The following is a 24,670-nucleotide window of genomic DNA, read 5'->3' on the forward strand; positions in this document are numbered from 1 at the left end:
TCGAGCAGCAAAAGGAAACATTCTTTTCAGCAGCAGGTTTTTTAAAACTAGTTTTCTGCTACTGGCTGATTTAAAATAAAGGAAGAATCTATGTAAGGGCTGATAAAAATGAGTTTATTGAATGTTGAAGGATTATATAAAACCTATGGCGAGAAAACGCTGTTTGATCATATTTCTTTTCATATAGAACCAAAGGAACGCATCGGATTGATTGGACCAAACGGAACAGGAAAGTCAACGCTCCTAAAGGTCATTGCAGGACTTGAATCGTTTGAAGAGGGTGATATTACGAAGGCAGGGACACTTGATATCGAATTTCTTGAGCAAGACCCTGAAATGATCGGGGATGAAACGATTCTTGATTACATTTTTTCTGGAACGGCACCCATGATTCAAACGATGAAGGCTTATGAACAGGCGCTCGCCGATTTAGAGCATGATCCGCAAAATGAAGCAAAACAAGAGGCGCTCATGCGCATGCAAAATCGAATGGATCAGGAAGACGCATGGGATGCGAACCTGTCAGCCAAAACGATTTTGACAAAGCTTGGCGTCAAAGATGTGAGCCGTTCTGTTCATGCCTTATCAGGCGGACAGAAAAAGCGTGTCGCGATTGCTAAAAATTTAATTCAGCCTGCGGGATTGCTGATTTTAGATGAGCCAACCAACCATCTCGATAATGCAACGATTGAATGGCTCGAAGGATATTTGAGTCAATACAGCGGTGCTGTCATTCTGGTGACGCATGATCGTTATTTCCTCAACCGAGTGGCCAATCGGATTTATGAATTGAATCAAGGACAGCTCTATACGTATAAAGGAAATTATGAAGTCTTTTTAGAAAAAAGAGCGGAACGAGAAGCAGAAGCTCAGGTGAAAGAAACGAAGCGTCAAAACTTACTCAGACGAGAGCTTGCATGGCTGAGAAGAGGGGCAAAAGCAAGAACGACGAAGCAGAAAGCACGCATCGGCAGAGCCGAAGAGCTGATGGATCAAAAAGGGCCTGATGCAAAGGGAGAGCTGGATTTCGCCATCGGTTCCCATCGCCTAGGAAAACAAGTCATAGAGGCAGAAGACTTGTCGATTTCATTTGCTGGCCAGACCCTTGTGGAGCGGTTTACAGACTTAGTCGTGCCGGGCGACCGGATTGGATTTATCGGACCGAATGGAGTCGGAAAAACGACGCTACTCAACTGTCTAGCGGGGAAAATAGAACCGACTTCAGGACAATTGACGATTGGACAAACCGTTCGTATTGGCTATTACACGCAGGATCACAAAGAAATGGACGAAGAGCTGACGATCATTGAGTACATCAAGGAAACAGCTGAAATCGTTAAGACATCTGATGGCGCCATAGTGACAGCAGAGCAAATGCTGGAACGGTTCCTATTTCCAAGATCCATGCAGCGGACGTTTATTCGCAAGCTGTCAGGAGGAGAACGCCGCAGATTGTATTTACTGAAAGTCTTAATGGAAGAACCGAATGTTCTCTTTTTAGATGAGCCGACGAACGATCTTGATACGGAGACCCTCAGCATTTTAGAGGATTATTTAGAACAGTTTCCTGGCGTTGTCATGACCGTATCGCATGATCGTTATTTCTTAGACCGAGTGGTTCATCGTCTGTTTGTCTTTGAAGGAAATGGCCTCATTTCACACTACCAAGGTGCTTACAGCGATTACATGGAGCAAGAAAAAGAGGCGAAGCGGACAGAGACAAAGCCTGCTGAGAAACAAGTAGAAGCGGCGCCTAAAAAGAGAAAAAAACTTTCTTACAAAGACCAGCTTGAATGGGACGGAATTGAAGACCGGATTCAGGCATTAGAGGAAAAACATCAGCAGCTTGAAGCAAGCATTGCAGAAGCAGGCAGTGATTTTGGGAAAATTCAAGAACTGATGGATGAACAAAAAGCCGTTGCTGAAGAACTAGAACAAGCAATGGACCGCTGGACAGAACTGTCACTGATGATTGAGGAATTAGAGGGTTAATCCTAATAAAATGATGAAAAAACCTGTAGAATTTTCTACAGGTTTTTTTACTTTACATCAAAACACGAGAAAATCAAGAACTCAAACATTTACGTTTACGTTAAGGTTATAAAGGTGTATAATAAATCATGAATTGATGAGCAGGAGGCACTGGCAATGGAATGGATGAAAATTGATCAAGTGGCGAAAAGAAGTGGACTGACGAAACGGACGATTCGTTTCTATGAAGAGATTGGTTTATTATCAGCACCAAAGCGGACAGAGGGCGGTGTCAGACTTTACTCAGAGGACGACATGGAAGAACTAGAAAAAGTAATGCAGGCAAAAGAGGTACTCGGCTTTTCTTTACAAGAGCTTCAATCGTTTATGGAAATAGGAAAGCAATTAGAGCTGAATAAAGAAGGCTACTTGCTGTCGCTTGATCCGAAGGAAAGATTAGAGAAGCTGTTAGATATTGAGGCGCAGCTGACTGTGCAGCATCAATTGATTACAAAAAAGCTTGAAACGATTCAATCCTTTAAAAAGGATCTTGAAACGATGAAAGAAAGAGCGGCTCATGCGATTGAGCAATTACAAAAATAAACACCTCAGTGTGTTTATTTCAGCGTGTAGCCAAACCCTCGCATTCGCCCGCAGGTCTGCGCGCTGGTGCTCACGAATGCCGTGCCAGTGCTCGCCCTTCCTAGACTGCAAAGGTTTTCTATCACGCTGAAAAGAAGACAAAGTGCTAAAATAAACATCATTTTAGCACTTTGTCAACAATCTAAAATAAACACCTCAGTGTGTTTATTTTATTTTGTCAACATTTGAAGGAAAGGTTCTGATGGAATGAAGGAAGAAGAAGTGTTAAAACAGCGTACAAGTCTGCTTAGGCAGCCGAAGGCCGTCTGGGCTGTTGCCTTTGCATGTGTGATTTCATTTATGGGGATAGGACTTGTGGACCCGATTTTGCCGGCCATTGCATCACAATTAGATGCATCTCCAAGTCAGGTCTCACTTTTATTTACGAGCTACTTACTTGTAACCGGCTTTGTGATGTTTTTTACCGGCTATATCTCTAGTCGGATTGGTGCGAAATGGACGTTATTAATCGGACTTATTTTTATTATTGTCTTTTCTGCTTTAGGCGGTACCTCTTCAACGATTAACGAATTAATCGGCTTTAGAGGCGGATGGGGCATTGGGAATGCCTTATTCATTTCAACGGCTCTCTCTGTCATTGTCGGCGTGTCTGTTGGAGGAAGTGCGAAGGCCATTATTTTATACGAGGCTGCACTAGGTCTTGGGATTTCGGTTGGGCCGCTGCTTGGCGGAGAGCTTGGGACGATCTCTTGGCGCGGACCATTCTTTGGCGTTGCAGTGTTAATGCTTGTTGCTCTTTTAGCTATTACGTTTATGCTTCCACCGATGCAGAAGCCTCAGAAAAAGGTGAAATTATTCGAGGCTGTCGGGGCATTAAAATATAAAGGACTTTTAACGATGGCATCTGCCGCTTTCTTATACAATTTTGGTTTCTTTGTGCTTTTAGCGTATTCGCCATTTGTGCTTCATCTGGATGAGCATGGTCTTGGTTATGTCTTCTTTGGATGGGGGCTATTTTTGGCCGTGACATCCGTCTTTTCAGCGCCGGTCATTCATCGAAAGCTTGGGACATTGACTTCTCTTGTGGTTCTGTTTGCTTCGTTTGCTGTGATTTTATTCGGTATTGGGATCTGGACTTCACATGTAGTAGTTGTCATCTGCGGAATTGTCATTGCTGGGGGTATTCTTGGCATGATCAATACTGTGCTCACGACCGCTGTGATGGGATCAGCACCGGTTGAGCGTTCCATTGCTTCATCCTCTTACAGTGCTGTACGGTTTATTGGGGGCGCGATTGCTCCTTGGATTGCCGGCGTACTTGCTGAATCTTATACAGCAAGCACTCCTTACTATGTTGGGGCGGCTGTCGTTCTGTTAGGCATGATCATCTTGCTAATTGGTCGTAAGCATCTCATCAATATTCAAGTAGGTCATTAAATAGAAAAAGCCTTATATCTGCATCAGATATAAGGCTCAGCGTGTAGACAAACCCTCGCATTCTTTGTCAGGACTGCGTTCCGGTGCTCACGAATGTTCAATTCGCTCCACTCCGGTACTCGTCCTTCCTAGACTTCAAAGGTTTTCTATCACGCTGAAAAGAAGACAAAGGGCTAAAATAAAGATCATTTTAGCCCTTTGTCAACAATTTGAAGCCTATAATACTTTTGTCGTCCAAGACTCGCAATTCCAAGTTTCAGTTGCTACATCTTGATAAAATTCAGGTTCGTGAGAGATCAATAAGACGCTCCCTTTGTATTCTTTTAATGCACGTTTTAGTTCTTCTTTGGCATCGACATCCAAGTGATTGGTCGGCTCATCGAGAACAAGTAGGTTGGTTTCTTCATTGATCAGCTTACAAAGACGGACCTTTGCTTTTTCTCCACCGCTTAAAACAGACACGCGGCTTTCAATATGTTTTGTCGTTAATCCGCATTTTGCAAGAGCAGCTCTCACTTCATATTGCGTGTAAGAAGGGAAGGTGCCCCATACTTCTTCAATACAGGTGTTGCTGTTTTGCTCTTTTACTTCTTGCTCAAAGTAGCCAATATGAAGGAATTCTCCGCGTTCCACCTCACCCGAAATTGGCGAGATTTCTCCAAGGAGACTTCGCAGCAATGTCGTTTTTCCGATCCCGTTAGCGCCGTATAGCGCAATTTTTTGCCCGCGTTCCATTTTCAGATTCAATGGACGAGAGAGCGGTTCATCATAACCAATGACCAAATCTTTTGTTTCAAAAATCAATTTCCCGGAAGTCCGTGCCGTCTTAAAGTGGAATTCAGGCTTTGGCTTTTCTGCTGCGAGTTCAATCATATCCATCTTATCCAGTTTCTTCTGACGGGACATGGCCATATTTCTTGTGCTGACACGCGCTTTGTTTCTTGCCACAAAATCCTTTAATTCAGCCACTTCCTGCTGCTGCCTTTTATAAGCTGCTTCAAGCTGCTGCTTTTTGACTTCGTACACTTGTTTAAATTGATCATAATCACCAACATAGCGCGTGAGCTCTTGATTTTCAACATGATAGATCAAGTTAATGACGCTATTTAAAAACGGAATATCATGTGAAATGAGGATAAACGCATTTTCATATTCCTGTAAATAGCGCTTCAGCCACTCAATATGCTGCTCATCTAAATAGTTGGTCGGCTCATCGAGAAGGAGAATTTCTGGCTTCTCTAACAGCAATTTCGCAAGCAATACTTTTGTACGCTGCCCGCCGCTCAGCTCCGTCACATCACGGTCCAGTCCAAGATCGGTTAACCCAAGACCTCTCGCTATTTCTTCAACCTTGGAATCAATGATATAGAAATCATTGTTTGTGAGCGCATCTTGAATGACGCCCACTTCCTCTAACAGCTTTTCCAGCTCATCAGGATCGGCTTCACCCATTTTGCCGTAAATGTCATTCATCGCTGCTTCCATGGAAAATAAATAGTGGAATGCATCCTGAAGCACTTCGCGGATCGTTCTGCCCTTTTCTAGCACAGTGTGCTGATCAAGGTAGCCGACACGGACATTTTTCGCCCATTCCACTTTTCCTGCATCTGGCTCCAGCTTGCCAGTAATAATATTCATAAACGTTGACTTTCCTTCACCGTTGGCGCCAATTAAGCCGACATGCTCGCCTTTTAATAAACGGAAGGAGACTTCGTGAAAAATGGCTCTGTCGCCAAAGCCATGGCTTAAATCTTTAACAGATAATATCATTTTTTACACCTCAAATAGATTCAAAACGGCTAGTGCCTCTCATGATTATATCGAACTGTCCGGCTTGATAAAAGCATCAAAAGAAAAATTGCGTTTCAAAGCTGATTTTGAGATACTAAAGGATAGATTGAATGAGGATAAAGGAGATCGACATGATAGAAAATTGGGCATTTTTAAAAGAAGCAAAGCCATTTATTCAAGAGAACTTCCAAGCGGCTGGCTTCGAAAAACCAACAGCTATACAAGAAAAAACAGCAGAATGGATTACGGAGAAGCGTGATGTGATTGCAGAATCGCCTACAGGAACGGGGAAGACACTGGCGTATGTGCTGCCGCTTTTAAATAAAATCGATGTGGATATCAAGCACCCGCAAGTCTTAATCTTGGCACCTTCAAGAGAGCTTGTGATGCAAATTTTTGATGTCGTGCAAGCGTTCAAACAAGGATCAGACATCAAAGCGGTCTCCTTGATTGGTGGAGCGAACATCAAAAAGCAGCAGGAAAAACTAAAGAAACACCCGAACATCGTTGTCGCAACACCTGGCCGTGTACAAGAATTAATCAAAATCAAGAAACTGAAAATGCACGAAGTCAAAACGATCGTGCTAGATGAAGCAGATCAGCTTCTTGTGCCAGAGCATATGAAAACGATCCAAGCGATCATTAAATCCACATTAAAAGAAAGACAAATCCTTTGTTTTTCTGCGACACTGAAAGACGAAACGGTTCAACTGATTAAAGAAATGACAACTGAACCAGAAGTATTGAAAATTGCCAGAAGTGAGGAAGAAGCGCAGAAAGTAGGACACTATTATCTATTATGTGACCAGCGAGACAAAGTAAAACTTCTGCAAAAACTATCACGGCTTGAGGACATGCATGCGCTCGTCTTTGTGCGTGATATTACGAATCTAAGTATTTATGCAGAGAAATTAGCGTATCACCATGTCGACCTTGGTGTCCTTCATAGTGAAGCGAAAAAAGCAGAGCGTGCTATCATCTTAAAGGAATTTGAACAGCGTGAATTCCCACTTCTTCTTGCAACGGATATCGCAGCAAGAGGCATCGATATTGACGATCTGCCGTACGTGATCCATGCCGACCTGCCAAACGAAGAAGGCTATATCCACCGTTCAGGCAGAACCGGTCGCGCAGGAAAAGAAGGGGCTGTCATCAGTCTTGTCACACCTCAAGAGCATTCTATGCTTAAAAAAATGGCGAAAAAGCTAAATCTTTCGCTTCAGGAAATTGTTTATAAGCAAGGCCAGCTACATCTTGCGCCAAAGCAAGCATAGAAAAAGGACCCATCCACATGGAGGGTCCTTTCTTTTTATGAAATTTTGACTAGCTGTTTTCCGACATTTTCACCTTTGAATAATCCGATGAATGCATCAGGAATGTTGTCAAAGCCTTCAACGATTGTTTCTTTATACGTCAGTTTGTCTTCTTTTACCCATTGTGCGAGATCTCTTGCTGCTTCTTCAAAACGATCTGAATAGTTGGCAACAATGAAGCCTTGCATCAATGCGCTTGTTTTAATGAGTTTTGTTTGCACACGCGGTCCGATGTCCTCGCTTGCGCTAATGTTATAAGACGAAATCGCGCCGCACACTGGAATACGTGCAAAGCGGTTTAAATGATTCATCACAGCATCAGAAATTTCGCCGCCTACATTGTCAAAATACACATCGACGCCGTTAGGGCACGCCTTTGCAATGGCATCATCTAAGTCATTTGTTGTTTTATAATTAATCGTTTCATCAAAGCCCAGTTCTTTTAAATAAGCCAGCTTATCATCAGATCCCGCAATCCCAACGACGTGAGCGCCTTTGATCTTAGCAATTTGCCCAACAACGGAACCAACAGCACCTGCGGCCCCAGAAATGACAACGGTCTCGCCTTCTTTTGGCTGACCAATCGCAAGAAGTCCGAAATAAGCGGTTTGTCCCGGCATGCCCAAAATGCCTAAATAATAGGACAATGGCGCAATAGATGGATCAATTTTAGTGAGAGATTCAGCTTTGGCCGTGGAATATTCTTGCCAGCCAAGGAATCCAAGAACAAAATCACCTTTTTCAAATTGAGGCGATTTAGACTCGACAACTTCTCCGACAACACCGCCCTGAATCACTTCATTTAGCTTGAATGGAGGTGTATAGGATTTTGTATCCTGCATTCGTCCTCTCATATAAGGATCTACAGAAACATATTTTGTTTGAATCAAGACTTCACCATCTTGCGGCACAGGTATATCGACTGTTTCAAAATGAAAAACATCTTTTGTAGGTAATCCTTGTGGACGTTTGGCTAATTGAATTTGCTTTTGTTGACTCATGTCAAATCCTCCCTTTCACTTGCAGCCTAGATTTACATTAACATGTTGCTTCTTTTCATTCAAAACATACGGTCTATTTGAAACACATACAAAAAAGCAGCCGCCATCTCATAGATGAGGACTACTTTTTTGGAAGTCAACAGAGAGGAGCGGTGGCAGACAGCCAAACAGCTGATACACGTCCGCATCACGTTCTTTTAATAAATATTCGTTCGCATTTTGCATAGAGGCTTTCATCATATCGCGCGTCACAAAAGGAAAAAGGATATTCAAGTATGAGGACAACAGGTCTTGTGGATCTTGTTCAATCGACTCGATATCTCCAATATTGATAATGATGGAAAAGAGATAATCAATGGAGATGCGAAAGTGCTGTTCAGCAAACAATGTAAGCGGCTTTGCTTTTGCTTCTTCAGGATTCCACTTTTGAAAAAGCTGTTTCACCAAATCACTGACAACCCAAGCATTAAACTGCTGTTCCGCTGAAAAGTAATACATCAGCTCTACCTCATTTCTAGCCTCCAGTACAAGAATTGTACAATAAAACAGCAGGGATGAACACAATATTTCAGAAAATTTAGTCATTTTTACAGGATTTTGTCAAAAATAAGTCAATAGGCATGGCTAGTACACAATGTAAAATGGATGTGCTCAAGGAAGGTTTAATGATAAAAGTGACGGGTAAAAGATTCGTAAGACGCTAAAGGAGGAATATAAAATGAAACCTGTTGTAAGAGAGTATTCAAATGATGAAACACTTCAAAAAGATGTAGAGCAATTAAAATCACTCGGTGTTGCAAGAGAGGACATTTATGTTCTGTCCCATGACGATGATCGTACAGAGCGTATTGCTGAAAATGCAGATGCCAATACGATAGGTCCAAGAGAAGTTGGACTGAAACATGCTGTTGGAAACATCTTTAGTAAAAAGGGTGATGAGCTCCGAAATAAAATCCATGAAATTGGTTTCTCTAAAGAAGAAGCTGAAACATTTGAAGAACATTTAGACGAAGGGAAAGTCCTTCTCTTTGTGACAGACCATGAAAAAGTGAAAACTTGGGCATAAACGCCAACTAAAAAAAGTCTCTTACTTTCGTAAGGGGCTTTTTTTCATGCCTTCATCTCTGAAGGAGAGGATGCATCTTTTTTACTATATTAAGAAAAAACAGCAGATTGGAATAAACAGTAAATCATCTAATTGAAAATGCAGATATACCAAAGAAAATGATAGGAAATGAGAAAAGAATAGTCAAAATATCACAAAAATCTATTCGGGAAATAATTATTGTATCTTTCAATTTTGTTTCAAAATGTAATGGGAATCTTGTGTAATTTAGTAGATAAATTTCTTAGTTCTATTGGTTTATGTTGTGTTTTCATGTAGAAATAAGTGTTTTGAGGTCAAAAAACCACGAAAAATACCTGTATTTTCAATTAGAAAATTCATTTTAATTTTTAGGAAATAATTTGTTGACAAAATAATCTAAAAACAATATATTTGGCTTATTCCAGTTGTTATGGAAGTAGTTGTTAAATTTCTGATGGGTTTATTCTAGGCACACTCTAGTGATAGGTGGTGGCATAAAACCAAGGTAAAAGCACTCGTGAAATTTCTACTAAAACATAAGAAAATGGTTTTTTACATGAAGAAGAAATGATAGTCGATTTAAACAGTAGATGATCTTTCTACTATGATCACTTTGCAAGAGATATTCAAAAGACGTCGTATTCCTGTACAGAAGAGAAAGCGTTTTCAATAAAGGCAGTGAGTTGATCGAACGGTGAAGGAGGTGAACTCATATGAAAAAAAGAGATAACAAGCTGATGCGATGTAGCTGTCAAATGCCTGCATATGAGGATGCATGCTGAAAAAGAAGAGTGAACATGTGGGATGCTTCTCTCCTTTTTCAGAAAATAGATTTCCTAAAAAATCCATCTTTCATTTTAACATAAGGTGTTTTGCTTGAAAATGACCTTTGCCCGAAAAATCAATTTTAATAGAAGGAGGTCCTGTGATGAAAAAAGCTTTGTACCATGAAGACAGTGGATTGTATCTAGAAAAAATGCGTATGGCATTTCAAGAACATTATGAGAAAAGAACAGATATGTGGTCTACTGATCCATCCTTAACAGATGCAGCTGTGATGTCATTAAAGGCATGGCGTTCAAGGGAAAAGAATGCACTTGCTGCTGTGCTCGATATCGGATGCGGGAACGGCCGGGCGCTGGAACATTTAAGCGGACTTTCCGCATATGTCGGCATCGACCTGTATGAGCATGAGGAGTGGGAAGGATTACAGAAAAGAGAAACGGTTCCTGTCCATTTTGTTCATCAAGATTTTATGTCCTGGTCGATGGGCCAGGGTCGAGGGATGCAGTTTGATTTAATTTTAGATCATGGCTGCTTTCATCACCAGCACCCTGATGATCATGAGCGTTATTTAAAACAGGTTTCCTCTTTGCTTCATGAAGGCGGCGTCTTCTCACTTGTTGTATGGGGAGAAGAGTGGAGAACAGGATTAATCGGAGAGGATGGCCGTTTCCACTTTTCGTTTTCAGACTCTCAGCTTGGAGAAAGAATTTGTTCATCAGGTCTGGAGCTTGTATCGATTACACCATTAAAAGCAAAAGCCGGCATTAGCCAGCATCATGTCATTGCCGTCAAAATCTAGTACAAAGGTGAACACTCAAACGTAGCAGAGGTGTTCATTCTAAGAAACAGTATGTGCGCATCATGTAAGGGAAAGGCGTTATGAACCAAGAATTCTGCTCCTTTGTACTGGAAAAGACCTAGATTGACATATCGCTAGAATAGGTGGAATTAAGGTCTGAACGATGAGAGGAAACGCACATCTATGTTCTTTTAAGCCATGAGTGCAGACACATATTCATCACCATCACTGCGCTACCTGAGTCGATTTGGGTGCAGCGATGAATAGGGGGGAGACAAATGAACAAGTTTGTAGATGAATTACAATCAATGATTCATCATTTTACCTTTCAAGAAAAAAACTATTTGCTCGTGGGGCCAGTGAACCTTCCGATTTCCATTCAACATGAAGAAGTGCCATTTAAATGGTATGCCTTCGCACCTGTTGAAGGGGAGACAAAACCAACGATCGAATCTATTGTCAAAATGAGTACCGCGCAGCAAACCTTTTCCTCTTGTCTCTTATTTGGCGACTTTGAAAATGAAATGCCGCCGCTTGTGCGAATTCATAGTGTCTGCCAAACAGGGGATGTGTTTGGGTCACTGAAATGTGACTGCGGTCCACAGCTTGCGTTATCGCTGAAAAAAATCACTGATTACGGAAAAGGCATGCTCGTCTATATGGCCAATCAAGAAGGGCGGTCAATTGGGCTGATGGCGAAAGCATTGACGTATAAATTACAGGAAATGCAGCTGGATACATTTGAAGCCAACCGTCTGATTGGCTGCGGAGATGATGACCGGCATTACGAGGAGGCAGCGGCTGTTCTGCACTATTTAAACAAAGGGAAACCAATGCATCTCCTAACGAACAATCCAGATAAAGTCGATTCCATTGCTGCTTATGGTCTTCCTGTTTTACGGTTTGATCATACGGTCGAAGCCTCTCTCTATAATGAAGCCTATTTAAAAGCAAAAGCAGCCTCAGGACATATGGTCGATGAGAAAAAATTAATTAATCAGTAGATGAGTTTACTTTAAAGAAGGCGGGAGAAAAGCGTGAAACCTGAAATCAATTGGATGCAAATCCCAAGCGGCTATGCAACAATCGGAAGTAATGAAGAAGATATGAAAAAGGCATCAGAATTCTGGAAGGACAAGCTTCTCAATCCAACTTACGGCCGTGAGAAAAAATTTCAAAAATGGCTGTATAAAGAATTTCCATCCTATCAGTCGTATATCAATGAATTTTTCATTTCAGATACGGTCGTCACCAATGAATGGTATCAAAGCTATTGTGATGAAACAGGCCAGTCGTACCCGGAGAGCTTAACAAATCAAGAACTAGGCGGCGGGAAAGATCATCCGGCGTGGGGCATGGAGATCGAGGAAGCCTTCTCATTCTGTCAGTGGCTGAGCGGGAAACTCGGGATAGACGTGTCGATTCCTACTGAAGAAGAATGGGAATATGCTGCCCGGGGTAACACGAGAAATCAATACCCATGGGGAGACGAGTTCGACCCTTCTTACTGTAATACGTACGAATCAAATATCGAAAAAACGACGCCTGTTCGCCATTACGAAAAGGGCAGATCCTTATTCGGTCTTTATGATATGGGAGGCAACGTCGAGGAATGGGTCAACACCAAATATCATGTGTACGAAGGCGGCATTGAGGTCGTAGATGATTTAACGGAAACGCTTGGCAGTGATTACTACATTTTAAAAGGCGGCTCCTTTGCAAGAGGCGGAGATTTATGCAGAGTTGCCAGAAGACACGGGAAGCATCCAGACCCTGTTTTTCGATTTACTGGCTTTCGTGTAATGACTCGTCAAAAACAACACATAAAGGTGGGAGTGTAAAACTATGCATAGAGGACCAATTACATCTGTTTTATCAACTCAGCAGGACCAAATTGTTTACACTGGCGGCTATGACCGCTGTATTTATCAGTGGAACCGGGCGACAGGAGAAGGAACGTTTATTGGAAGTCACGAGCATATCATTAACTCTTTATCTCTTTCTGAAAACGGAAAGTACTTAGCCAGTGCTTCGTCAGACTACACCATTCAATTGTATGATACAGGCACACATACTCGAATTCGCACCTTGTTTGGTCATGCGGATGATGTAGAAGCCGTTGCTTTTGCGAAGCAGGATACGTTGCTTGTATCGGTGTCCAGAGATAGAAGATGCTTAGTCTGGGATATCGAAACAGGAGCCATCCTAAGAGAGTTTCATGGACATAGCAAGGATGTATTGGCTGTATGGATACACGGCGATAAAGCTTATACAACAGGTGATGATGGCTACGTTCTTGTATGGCTGTATGATACAGGAGAAATTGTAGGGGAAATCGGTCCGTTTGATTATGAGCTGGACACAATCAGCGGCAGCAATCAAAAAGAAGTGTTCGCACTTGGCAGAGACGATGGCACCGTTATTATTTATGATGCGGTGACGTTACAGGAGAAAAAAATCATCAAAGCTCATTTACAGGGCGTCAAGCGTGTGAACTTTTCTCCAAGCGGCAATTACTTACTAACAGCAGGCTATGACCATTTAATTAAGCTGTGGAATTATGAAACAGGGGATTTAGTCGATACGCTGTTGCCTCATAAATATCAGTGGGAGCGCTCGCTTGTCTGGACGGAGGATGAGAAAGCCATCCTAGGAGCCAGCTTTGGAAAAACGTATTGTGAATGGTCTATTGAACAGGGGAAAGTTGTATCAGATGAGATCGAAATGGCGACACCATCAATTAATGATATTGCGCTAACTGATGCGGGAGATATCATCACAGCATCAGATGACGGAAAATTCAGAAAGAATGGGATTGAAATTGCTAAATCGACAGGCGTCTTAACAAATGGAGTGGCTGTCGCACGAGATGGAAGCTATTATGCGTGGGGAGATCATGCAAGTCAGGTGCATATTGTTCATGAATCATTAAAGCAAATGGTTTCGTTTGATCTCAATACAGGGCCGGTCAACAGTGTGTATTTCCACGAGGAGGGCCGGCAATTCTATATTGGAACTTACGGCGGTTATGTACATGTCATTTCGACAGAGCATTTAAAGGAAATGGGCCGTTCCAAAGCACACGATTGTGCTGTGAAAGCATTAAAAGTAGAAGGAGATCATATTATCACAGCTGCGGTAGAAGGAACCATCTGTCTTTTAGATAAGAAGAGCTTGTCTTTAAAAGCGAAATATATCGGGGCGACAGAGCTGTTAAATGACGTGTTCATTGATAGCAAAAGAGACCGTATTGCCATTGTCAGCCGTGACAAGAATGTGAGATTGTTTGATTTGCATACAGGAAGAATTTTAGACCAGCATAATGAACACCAGTATTCGATTAAATCGGTCTCTGTCACAGACTCTGGCTATATTGTGAGCGGAGATTATTGGGGCTATATCGTTGTGTGGAATCCAGAGCTTGGGGTCAATACCGGCCCAATTAGAATTGCCAAGAATGGAATTAGTGCCATCAGACAATTAGGCAATGATGTATACGCAAGCTCGTATGATGGTGGGATTTATCATATTCGAGAAGATGGCACGTATACCGAAGTACTGCGCTTATTTGAACAATTTCCAAAAGAAGTAATCTCTCATTAAGAAAAAGAATGTAAGCGGGGGATTCTCATGATAAGTGTTTGCAAGGAACATATGAAAAAAGGCCTGACTGTACTCAATTGTCCGCATGTGCTCCTCATTAATAAATATGAATGTCGCAAATGCTGTTTTTGTAAACAACGAGCATCATATAAACTTTTTTATTCCTTGCCTTACTATGATCGATCTGAAAAGAAACGGATGGAAAAAATATGAGAATAGAACTCCTTCATTTCCTGAAGGAGTTCTTTCCCTTGAAAGAGAAGAAAGGAGACTCACATGAAAGACGATGTGTTTTATATGAAACTGGCGATTGCCAACGCAAAGGCAATGAAAGGGCAAACCTCCCCAAACCCGCTTGTCGGTGCAGTCATTGTACAGCAAGGTGAAATTGTTGGAATGGGTGCTCATATGAAGGCGGGCGAACCTCATGCTGAAATTCATGCACTGCACATGGCAGGAGAAAAGGCAGAAGGAGCTCATCTGTATGTAACGCTTGAACCTTGTTCGCATCATGGGAAAACGGGTCCTTGCACAGAAGCGATTATCAAAAGTGGTGTGAAACGAGTAGTCATTGCGACGCAAGATCCGAATCCGCTTGTAGCAGGCAAGGGAATGACCATGTTGAAACAAGCTGGGATCGAAGTAGATGAAGGAATATGTAAACAGGAGGCGGACCGCTTAAATGTGCCTTTTTTTCATTTCATTCAATCAGACCTTCCCTACGTCATCTTAAAATCCGCCATTTCATTAGATGGGAAAATTGCCACAACTCATCTTGAAAGCAAATGGATCACAGGAACAGAAGCGAGAAAAGAAGTGCAGCAATTGCGTCAAGAAGCAGATGCTGTGATAACAGGTGTCGAAACGATTATTCAAGATGATGCGGGTTTAATTGTGAAGGATTCATTCATCACTCAGCCCATTCGTGTCATTTTAGATTCAACATTAAGGATTCCGCTTCAGGCGAAATGTTTAACAGATCGTAGGGCGGAAACCATTATTTGCACCTCGCACATGTATGATCAGAAAAAATATGAACAGCTTGTAGAAAAAGGACATCAAGTCTATGTCACAAGCGGAGAGCAGCGAACAGATATTCACGACGTGTTACGAATGCTGAAGGAACGTTCTGTCATGTCAGTTCTTGTTGAAGCAGGAGGGAATGTGAGTGCTTCCTTTTTAGAAGAATCACTCGTCAATGAAGCCGTCATTTATACGGCACCTTTATTAATCGGTGGAAAACAGGCACCTACTTTTTTTGAAGGAGATGGGGTGAAAAAACTAAAAGAGGCGATCCGTCCAGCAGATGTTGAATATAGTATGGTAGGAAAAGATGTCAAAATCACAATGAAATTTCAATAAATAGAAGGCCTTGTGCATCGAGCGCAAGGTCTTTTTAATATTTTTTAATAAAAATAAAAGTGTACATACACTTTTCCATGGAACGATGAATACGATGGATGGGGGTGATTCTATGAGAAGATGTAGACAATGCGGAAAGACATATCCAACTCATTCGACAGACCACTACCAAAAAGGAAGCTGGTATGATGCGTTTCAGGATGACTGGGAATGTGATAGTTGTAAGAAGGAAAGACCAGGGAAGCCAGGGAAACCAGTGAAAAATCCTTGCTGCGGAAAAGATCCTTGTGTTTGTGTGATTCAAGGTCCGCCAGGTGGGAGAGGAAGAAGAGGCCCAGCAGGTCCGGCGGGTGCAGTAGGCCCAGAGGGTCCAGCAGGCCCGGCAGGTCCAATCGGTCCAACAGGCGTAGGGTTAACGGGGATTGTAGCATTTGATCGAGCGGTAGCCCCGGCGTATCCAGTAGGTCAAGTGGTGACATATGATGGCAGTACGTATGTGGTGAATTCAGCGCCGCCAACAGGTACGCCAGGTACGTCACCAGATTATACATTGTTAGCAGCTGCTGGTGAAACTGGAGCAACAGGTATTACGGGAGCTACGGGTCTAGGTTTAACCGGTGTTGTTCCATTCGATCCAGCAGTGGCTCCAACGTATCCAGTAGGCCAAGTGGTGACGTATCCAACAGGTCAAATGGTGACGTATGAAAGAGGAACCTCTCTCGTCAATACGGGACTGCCAACAGCAACGTATCTTGTCAACACGGCACCGCCAACGGGCACACCAGATACGTCACCGGATTACACATTATTAGCAGCCGCAGGAACGACGGGTGCAACAGGAGAAATGGGTTCCACCGGCCTTACCGGAGCGACGGGGGTCACGGGTGCAACAGGAGAAATGGGGTCCACTGGCGTTACAGGAGCGACAGGAGTCGGCTTAAACGGAGTCGCAGTGTTTGATCCAGCGGTAGCCCCAACGTATCCAGTAGGCCAAGTGGTGACATATGAAGGAGGAACGTATCTCGTCAACACGGCACCGCCAACGGGCACACCAGATACGTCACCGGATTACACATTATTAGCAGCCGCAGGAACGACGGGTGCAACAGGAGAAATGGGTTCCACCGGCCTTACCGGAGCGACGGGGGTCACGGGTGCAACAGGAGAAATGGGGTCCACTGGCGTTACAGGAGCGACAGGAGTCGGCTTAAACGGAGTCGCAGTGTTTGATCCAGCGGTAGCCCCAACGTATCCAGTAGGCCAAGTGGTGACATATGAAGGAGGAACGTATCTCGTCAACACGGCACCGCCAACGGGCACACCAGATACGTCACCGGATTACACATTATTAGCAGCCGCAGGAACGACGGGTGCAACAGGAGAAATGGGTTCCACCGGCCTTACCGGAGCGACGGGGGTCACGGGTGCAACAGGAGAAATGGGGTCCACTGGCGTTACAGGAGCGACAGGAGTCGGCTTAAACGGAGTCGCAGTGTTTGATCCAGCGGTAGCCCCTACGTATCCAGTAGGCCAAGTGGTGACATATGAAGGAGGAACGTATCTCGTCAACATGGCACCGCCAACAAGCACACCGGATACGTCACCAGATTATACGTTATTAGCAGCCGCAGGAGCGACCGGCGTTACGGGAGCAACTGGAACGGGTACAACAGGGGCAACGGGAGAAACTGGCGCAACTGGTGCAAGTGGCGTCACCGGAGCAACGGGAGAAATCGGTTCAACAGGAGAAACTGGCACGACCGGAGCAACAGGAGCAACAGGAGAAACTGGTGCGACCGGAGCAACAGGGGCAACAGGAGAAACTGGCACGACCGGAGCAACAGGGGCAACAGGAGAAACTGGCACGACCGGAGCAACAGGGGCAACAGGAGAAACTGGTGCGACCGGAGCAACAGGGGCAACAGGAGAAACTGGCACGACCGGAGCAACAGGGGCAACAGGAGAAACTGGTGCGACCGGAGCAACAGGGGCAACAGGAGAAACTGGCACGACCGGAGCAACAGGGGCAACAGGAGAAACTGGTGCGACCGGAGCAACAGGGGCAACAGGAGAAACTGGTGCGACCGGAGCAACAGGGGCAACAGGAGAAACTGGCACGACCGGAGCAACAGGGGCAACAGGAGAAACTGGTGCGACCGGAGCAACAGGGGTAACAGGAGAAACTGGCACGACCGGAGCAACAGGAGCAACAGGAGAAACTGGTGCGACCGGAGCAACAGGGGCAACAGGAGAAACTGGCACGACCGGAGCAACAGGGGCAACAGGAGAAACTGGCACGACCGGAGCAACAGGGGTAACAGGAGAAACTGGCACGACCGGAGCAACAGGAGAAACTGGCACGACCGGAGCAACAGGGGCAACAGGAGAAACTGGTGCGACCGGAGCAACAGGGGCAACAGGAGAAACTGGCACGACCGGAGCAACAGGGGCAACAGGAGAAACTGGCACGACCGGAGCAACAGGGGCAACAGGAGAAACTGGTGCGACCGGAGCAACAGGGGCAACAGGAGAAACTGGCACGACCGGAGCAACAGGGGCAACAGGAGAAACTGGTGCGACCGGAGCAACAGGGGTAACAGGAGAAACTGGCACGACCGGAGCAACAGGGGCAACAGGAGAAACTGGCACGAAAGGAGCAACAGGGGCAACAGGAGAAACTGGTGCGACCGGAGCAACAGGGGCAACAGGAGAAACTGGCACGACCGGAGCAACAGGGGCAACAGGAGAAACTGGTGCGACCGGAGCAACAGGGGCAACAGGAGAAACTGGCACGACCGGAGCAACAGGGGCAACAGGAGAAACTGGCACGACCGGAGCAACAGGGGCAACAGGAGAAACTGGCACAATCGGTGCAACTGGCGTCACCGGAGCAACGGGAGTAGGCTTAGACGGAGTCACAGAGTTTAATCCAGCGGTAGCCCCAACGTATCCAGTAGGCCAAGTGGTGACATATGAAGGAGGAACGTATCTCGTCAATACGGCACCGCCAACAGGCACACCGGAAACGTCACCAGATTATACGTTATTAGCAGCTGCAGGAGCGACCGGCGTTACTGGAGCAACGGGTGTGACAGGAGCAACGGGTTCCACCGGCGTCACCGGAGCAACGGGAGTAGGCTTAGACGGAGTCACAGAGTTTGATCCAGCGGTAGCCCCAACGTATCCAGTAGGCCAAGTGGTGACATATGAAGGAGGAACGTATCTCGTCAATACGGCACCGCCAACAGGCACACCGGATACGTCACCAGATTATACGTTATTAGCAGCCGCAGGAGCGACCGGCGTTACTGGAGCAACGGGTGTGACAGGAGCAACGGGTTCCACCGGCGTCACCGGAGCAACGGGAGTAGGCTTAGACGGAGTCACAGAGTTTGATCCAGCGGTAGCCCCAACGTATCCAGTAGGGCAAGTGGTGACATATGAAGGAGGAACGTATCTTGTCAATACGGCACCGCCAACAGGCACACCGGATACGTCACCAGATTATACATTATTAGCAGCTGCAGGAGCGACCGGCGTTACTGGAGCAACGGGTGTGACAGGAGCAACGGGTTCCACCGGCGTCACCGGAGCAACGGGAGTAGGCTTAGACGGAGTCACAGAGTTTGATCCAGCGGTAGCCCCAACGTATCCAGTAGGGCAAGTGGTGACATATGAAGGAGGAACGTATCTTGTCAATACGGCACCGCCAACAGGCACACCGGATACGTCACCAGATTATACATTATTAGCAGCTGCAGGAGCGACCGGCGTTACTGGAGCAACGGGTGTGACAGGAGCAACGGGTTCCACCGGCGTCACCGGAGCAACGGGAGTAGGCTTAGACGGAGTCACAGAGTTTGATCCAGCGGTAGCCCCAACGTATCCAGTAGGCCAAGTGGTGACATATGAAGGAGGAACGTATCTCGTCAATACGGCACCGCCAACAGGCACACCGGAAACGTCACCAGATTATACGTTATTAGCAGCCGCAGGAGCGACCGGCGTTACTGGAGCAACGGGTTCCACCGGCGTCACCGGAGCAACGGGAGTAGGCTTAGACGGAGTCACAGAGTTTGATCCAGCGGTAGCCCCAACGTATCCAGTAGGGCAAGTGGTGACATATGAAGGAGGAACGTATCTTGTCAATACGGCACCGCCAACAGGCACACCGGAAACGTCACCAGATTATACGTTATTAGCAGCCGCAGGAGCGACCGGCGTTACTGGAGCAACGGGTGTGACAGGAGTAACCGGCGCCACAGGTTTAACAGGTACAACTGGCGTCACCGGAGCAACGGGTGTGACAGGAGCAACGGGTTCCACCGGCGTCACCGGAGCAACGGGAGTAGGCTTAGACGGAGTCACAGAGTTTGATCCAGCGGTAGCCCCAACGTATCCAGTAGGGCAAGTGGTGACATATGAAGGAGGAACGTATCTTGTCAATACGGCACCGCCAACAGGCACACCGGATACGTCACCAGATTATACGTTATTAGCAGCCGCAGGAGCGACCGGCGTTACTGGAGCAACGGGTGTGACAGGAGTAACCGGCGCCACAGGTTTAACAGGTACAACTGGCGTCACCGGAGCAACGGGAGCGACAGGAGTAACCGGCGCCACAGGTTTAACAGGTACAACTGGCGTCACCGGAGCAACGGGGGAGCGACGGGAGTAACCGGCGCCACAGGTTTAACAGGTACAACTGGCGTCACCGGAGCAACGGGAGCGACGGGAGTAACCGGCGCCACAGGTTTAACAGGTACAACTGGCGTCACCGAGCAACGGGAGCGACGGGAGTAACCGGCGCCACAGGTTTAACAGGTACAACTGGCGTCACCGGAGCAACGGGAGCGACGGGAGTAACCGGCGCCACAGGTTTAACAGGTACAACTGGCGTCACAGGTGCGACAGGATCGAGTGCGATCATTCCGTTTGCTTCAGGTGCACCAGCTGTCTTGACGACAGTTGCAGGCGGTCTTGTTGGAACATCCAGCTTGGTCGGATTTGGTAACTCAGCGACAGGTGTTAGTATTTTAGGCGGTGTTATTGATTTAACAGGTGCTGCAGGCACTTTACTCAACATGGCGTTCTCAGTTCCGAGAGCTGGAACGATCACGTCATTTGCCGGCTATTTCAGTACAACAGCAGCTCTTTCTTTAGTCGGCACGAGTATTACCGTAACAGCTAGTCTATTCGCTTCTCCGACACCAAATAACAGTTTCACACAAGTAGCGAGTGTCACATTAGCCCCAGCTTTAACCGGAGTTTTAACACTGGGTGCTATTGCAAACGGTATTGCGACTGGTCTTAATGTACCAGTCACACCGCAAACAAGACTGCTCGTTGTCTACTCTGCAACAGCTACAGGTCTATCATTAGTGAATACCGTAGCAGGCTATGCGAGTGCTGGTTTATCAATCACGTAATAAACACATTGGGATGACTCAATCATGAGTCATTCTTTTTTGTTTTGAATGAATTTTCTCTTACCTTAGTGAGAAAAAATGATATGATTTTCTTAGAGTCTATTCGATGAATCTACTTGAATTAGGGGCTGTGGCGGTGAGGATGGGCAAAAGGAAAGTCACTTTACAAACGAAAATATTTGGATTAATTATCGGGCTTTTGCTAGTTGTCATTGCATTATTGACCATTTGTTTTGGTTTTTTGCAGACCTCAGAAAGGCAGCGGCAAGCAGAACAACTGGCGGTGCAAACCGCTAGAACAATCTCATATATGCCGCCCATTAAAACATCGGTGGCCACATCTGCATCGAAAAATGAAGAACAGGCAGTACTTGAGCAAATGAAGGAGCAAGTAAGAGGACATGCTATCTTCATCACCAATCAAAAAGGAAAGGTCCTTTTTCATACGAATCATGAGGATGTAGGTAAAACCATCAGTGTATCGGAAGGAAGGAGTACTTTGTTGTTTGGAGGAACCTCCATATCGACTGGTGATTCTGACGGTGAAACCGTTGTCAGAGGCAGTGCGCCGATTATGAAAGAAACAGGACAGCATGAAGAAATTATTGGGACAGTTACTGTCGAATTTTTAAAAAGAGAAATTGACCAAGCGACAGCTCATCAACTATTCAAGTTGAGTTATATTGCCCTTCTTGTGCTCTTGCCTGGCCTATTCGGAGCGATTTTTTTAACAAGGAGTATTCGAAAAGATACATTGGGGCTTGAACCACATGAGATTGCATCATTATACCGAGAAAGAGAAGCGATGCTGCTCGCTATTAAAGAGGGGATTATTGCGTTTGACCGCAAAGGTGCGATGACGATGATGAATACGTCAGCTGAACACATGCTGCGCGTTTCTTCAAAGCGACCCCTTCATATTGACCAAGTCTTGCCAAATGCTAATCTTCTATCCTATTTAACGGTAGAGACGATTGAGCCTAACATAGAAATAGTCGTCAATAATAAAACCTTTGTGTTAAACGTGAAAAAAGTTAAGCAGGACAATAGAGTGTTCGGCGGAATTGTGAGTTTCAGGGAGAAAACAGAGCTGACGAAGCTGCTGGATACATTAACAGAGGTAAGCCAATATTCAGAAGACCTTAGAGCGCAAACACATGAGTTTTCAAATAAGCTGTACGCCATTTTAGGCTTGCTTGAGCTGAAACAAGTGGATGAAGCGATCGACTTAATTAAGGAAGAATATACGCTGCAAAATCGTCAGCATGATTTACTCATGAAGCAAATTCGATCTCCTAAAATTCAAGCTATTTTACTAGGGAAATTAGGAAAGGCATCTGAGAAAAAGGTTCATTTCCAGATTGATGAAAATAGTTCATTGGAGCCGCTTCCCGCTCATTTAAGTTTATCTCACTTTATCACCATCATTGGCAATCTCGTAGACAATGCCTTTGAGGCCGTATTAAATAAAGAGAAGCGAGAAGTAGGTCTGTTTATCACAGATATTGGATTTGATATTATTATAGAAGTTTCTGATTCAGGTGATGGCATCAATGATAAGGAATTGTCACACATTTTCACAAGGGGTCATTCGTCAAAGGGAGAAGGGCGAGGCTATGGACTAGCTAATGTGAAAGAAGTATTGGACGAACTTGGGGGCTGGATTGAAGTGACGAACCAAAAAGAAGGCGGTGCCATCTTCACTGCATATATACCGAAAGGCACAAAGGGGGAATAGATTGTGATGAAGGTACTCATTGCGGAGGATGATTTTCGAATCGCAGCCATTCATGCATCTTATATACAACAAATAGAAGGATTTCAAGTCGCCGGAAAGGCAAAGAGTGCAAAGGATATGTGGGATGCGCTTCAAAAGGAACAAGTCGACCTCATCTTGCTTGATGTGTATATGCCCGATGAGCTCGGCACAAACCTGTTGCCGCTTTTAAGAGAACGCTATCCAGAAATAGATGTGATTATTATCACTGCGGCTACGGAAACGACACTTTTAAGAAATGCCCTTCAATACGGAGTGGTTCATTATTTAATCAAACCAGTGACCGCACAAAAGTTTGCACAAGTTTTAACCGAATATAAAGAGAAGAAAGACATCATCAATTCCAAGGATGAAGTCAATCAAACGATGATTGATTTGTTTTTTGGACAGATGCAAGAAGAGCCGAAGGAAAAGGATGATAGAGACCTGCCTACAGGCATCAATTCGCTGACTTTGGACAAGGTGAAAACATTGATGGCATCAGAGAATAATGGAATTACAGCAGAAGAACTAGGAGAAAAGATGGGGGCATCACGAACAACAGCGAGACGGTATGTTGAGTATCTCGTGACAACAGGAGAATGCCGTGCAGAGCTTGCGTACGGAATCATTGGCAGACCAGAGCGAAAATATTATCCTGCCAAAAAGCAAGCGGAGTCTTAAAAGATGAAAAAAGCAATATGCCTTGTCGTGATCATAATATGTCTTTGTATGACGCTCACCTTTAATGAAAAAAAGGGAGGTGACTCTTTCCTGCAGCACAGCCCATTATATATCGTGGTGTCTGGTGTCCCTGACGGTGGATTTGACCAAACAGCTCAAGTGATGAAATCAGTGCTTGAGAAGGAAAAGCTGGTGAAGCGGCCGGTGAATATCCTTTATCAAAGAGGCGGAACGGTGGATAAAGGATGGACATATATGCTGGAGCGAGATACCAACTATATTAGTTTGAATTCAAGTTTATTGTTAAGCCGTAATTTGCTTGGCAGCAGTAACATGACAATGAACGATGTCACGCCACTTGCGATTCTTGCGGAAGAGTGGCAGGTCGTCGCAGTCCCAGTGGATTCTCCCTTTTCAAATGGGAAGGAGCTATTAAACACACTAAAGAAGAAACCGGATTCCTTAAAAATTGGATTTGCCCCAGACTTTGGAAATGATGATCAAATCTCATTCGCACGAGCGGCAGAAATGGCAGGAATTGATCCATACCGCATTCAATTTTTGAAATTTGACAGTGCAGATGATTTATTTCAGGCGCTCATTGACCATGAGGTGGATGCCGCAACAACAACGATTACAGAGGTTCGTCATGATTATGAAAAGAAGAGGCTAAAACTCATAGCGACCACAACCAATCAGCGTTTAGAGGGATTTGAAGATGTGCCTACTTGGAAAGAGCAAGGAATCCCGCTCATCTTTTCTCATTGGCGTGGTGTCATGGGACCCAAGCAAATGAATCAGCACGAGATTCGTGAATGGGATCAGCTTCTTCAAAAAATGACACAGACTAAGTCCTGGAAAAAACAATTAAAGCAAAAGGGCTGGACAGGTCGCTATATGAACAGTAAAGAGGCAAAGATCTTTATGGAAGAGCAATTAAGGCGATATGAGCAGTTTATCCAAGGGGAACAAGCGGTCGAATGAGATCGCTTTTTTTCATGGAATCCATCAAAACCAAGGTTTGAACAAAATGAACAAAAAGCATTTA

General features: G+C 44.9%; 18 protein-coding genes. 15 read left to right on the top strand and 3 right to left on the bottom strand.

The annotated features are described in order from the left end of the window. The first annotated feature begins 108 nt into the window (after positions 1-108). The 3 genes from MHI33_RS04205 to MHI33_RS04215 all read left to right on the top strand — a co-directional run bounded on the left by MHI33_RS04205 (position 109) and on the right by MHI33_RS04215 (position 4,011). Positions 109-1,992, top strand: coding sequence for an ABC-F family ATP-binding cassette domain-containing protein (locus tag MHI33_RS04205; RefSeq protein WP_340909374.1), 1,884 nt, complete (start codon positions 109-111; stop codon positions 1,990-1,992). 156 nt (positions 1,993-2,148) lie between these two features. After that, a complete protein-coding gene (locus MHI33_RS04210; RefSeq protein ID WP_044141247.1) occupies positions 2,149-2,574 on the top strand; it encodes a MerR family transcriptional regulator in 426 nt (141 codons plus the stop codon). Positions 2,575-2,820: 246 nt separating this feature from the next. After that, the gene (locus MHI33_RS04215; protein ID WP_044141249.1) at positions 2,821-4,011 is read left to right on the top strand and encodes an MFS transporter; all 1,191 of its coding nucleotides are present in this window, start codon (positions 2,821-2,823) and stop codon (positions 4,009-4,011) included. A 216-nt stretch (positions 4,012-4,227) separates the two neighbouring features. Here MHI33_RS04215 and MHI33_RS04220 read toward each other — a convergent pair whose 3' ends face one another. Further along, on the bottom strand, positions 4,228-5,781 hold the full coding sequence (locus MHI33_RS04220; protein WP_044141251.1) for an ABC-F family ATP-binding cassette domain-containing protein: 1,554 nt from the start codon (positions 5,779-5,781) through the stop codon (positions 4,228-4,230). Positions 5,782-5,933: 152 nt separating this feature from the next. Here MHI33_RS04220 and MHI33_RS04225 point away from each other — a divergent pair, with 152 nt between their 5' ends. Continuing rightward, positions 5,934-7,076, top strand: a complete 1,143-nt coding sequence (locus tag MHI33_RS04225) for a DEAD/DEAH box helicase (protein ID WP_065098097.1) — start codon at positions 5,934-5,936, stop codon at positions 7,074-7,076. A 35-nt stretch (positions 7,077-7,111) separates the two neighbouring features. Here MHI33_RS04225 and MHI33_RS04230 read toward each other — a convergent pair whose 3' ends face one another. Beyond that, a complete protein-coding gene (locus tag MHI33_RS04230; RefSeq protein WP_044141253.1) occupies positions 7,112-8,116 on the bottom strand; it encodes an NADP-dependent oxidoreductase in 1,005 nt (334 codons plus the stop codon). A 108-nt stretch (positions 8,117-8,224) separates the two neighbouring features. After that, entirely contained in the window at positions 8,225-8,614 is a 390-nt protein-coding gene (locus MHI33_RS04235; RefSeq protein ID WP_003214189.1) for a YfmB family protein, read from the bottom strand. Positions 8,615-8,834: 220 nt separating this feature from the next. Between MHI33_RS04235 and MHI33_RS04240 the strand changes: the two genes are divergently transcribed. From MHI33_RS04240 to MHI33_RS04290, 11 genes are all read left to right on the top strand, one after another. Beyond that, positions 8,835-9,182, top strand: coding sequence for a general stress protein (locus MHI33_RS04240; protein WP_340909382.1), 348 nt, complete (start codon positions 8,835-8,837; stop codon positions 9,180-9,182). 949 nt (positions 9,183-10,131) lie between these two features. After that, on the top strand, positions 10,132-10,788 hold the full coding sequence (locus MHI33_RS04245) for a class I SAM-dependent methyltransferase (protein WP_113768261.1): 657 nt from the start codon (positions 10,132-10,134) through the stop codon (positions 10,786-10,788). Positions 10,789-11,066: 278 nt separating this feature from the next. Continuing rightward, a complete protein-coding gene (locus MHI33_RS04250; protein ID WP_012009236.1) occupies positions 11,067-11,792 on the top strand; it encodes a GTP cyclohydrolase II in 726 nt (241 codons plus the stop codon). Positions 11,793-11,825: 33 nt separating this feature from the next. Beyond that, positions 11,826-12,629 carry a formylglycine-generating enzyme family protein gene (locus MHI33_RS04255; protein WP_340909389.1) on the top strand — a complete coding sequence of 268 codons (804 nt, stop codon included), beginning with the start codon at positions 11,826-11,828 and terminating at the stop codon, positions 12,627-12,629. Positions 12,630-12,633: 4 nt separating this feature from the next. After that, entirely contained in the window at positions 12,634-14,391 is a 1,758-nt protein-coding gene (locus MHI33_RS04260) for a WD40 repeat domain-containing protein (protein ID WP_268508600.1), read from the top strand. A gap of 276 nt (positions 14,392-14,667) precedes the next feature. Continuing rightward, the gene (ribD, locus tag MHI33_RS04265) at positions 14,668-15,753 is read left to right on the top strand and encodes a bifunctional diaminohydroxyphosphoribosylaminopyrimidine deaminase/5-amino-6-(5-phosphoribosylamino)uracil reductase RibD (RefSeq protein WP_217012825.1); all 1,086 of its coding nucleotides are present in this window, start codon (positions 14,668-14,670) and stop codon (positions 15,751-15,753) included. A gap of 112 nt (positions 15,754-15,865) precedes the next feature. After that, the gene (locus MHI33_RS04270; protein ID WP_340909395.1) at positions 15,866-20,431 is read left to right on the top strand and encodes a beta strand repeat-containing protein; all 4,566 of its coding nucleotides are present in this window, start codon (positions 15,866-15,868) and stop codon (positions 20,429-20,431) included. A 280-nt stretch (positions 20,432-20,711) separates the two neighbouring features. After that, complete coding sequence (locus tag MHI33_RS04275; protein WP_254117667.1) at positions 20,712-21,182, top strand: exosporium glycoprotein BclB-related protein; 471 nt, start codon at positions 20,712-20,714, stop codon at positions 21,180-21,182. 142 nt (positions 21,183-21,324) lie between these two features. Beyond that, on the top strand, positions 21,325-22,920 hold the full coding sequence (locus tag MHI33_RS04280; protein WP_340913775.1) for a sensor histidine kinase: 1,596 nt from the start codon (positions 21,325-21,327) through the stop codon (positions 22,918-22,920). Positions 22,921-22,923: 3 nt separating this feature from the next. After that, positions 22,924-23,622: a response regulator gene (locus tag MHI33_RS04285; RefSeq protein ID WP_268508608.1), complete on the top strand. Its 699-nt coding sequence runs from the start codon at positions 22,924-22,926 to the stop codon at positions 23,620-23,622. Positions 23,623-23,625: 3 nt separating this feature from the next. After that, a complete protein-coding gene (locus MHI33_RS04290; protein WP_113768268.1) occupies positions 23,626-24,606 on the top strand; it encodes a tripartite tricarboxylate transporter substrate-binding protein in 981 nt (326 codons plus the stop codon). Positions 24,607-24,670 lie beyond the last annotated feature (64 nt).

Origin of the sequence: Bacillus sp. FSL K6-2971 (genome assembly GCF_038006405.1) — a bacterium.
GTDB classification, from domain to species: Bacteria; Bacillota; Bacilli; order Bacillales; family Bacillaceae; genus Bacillus; species Bacillus pumilus.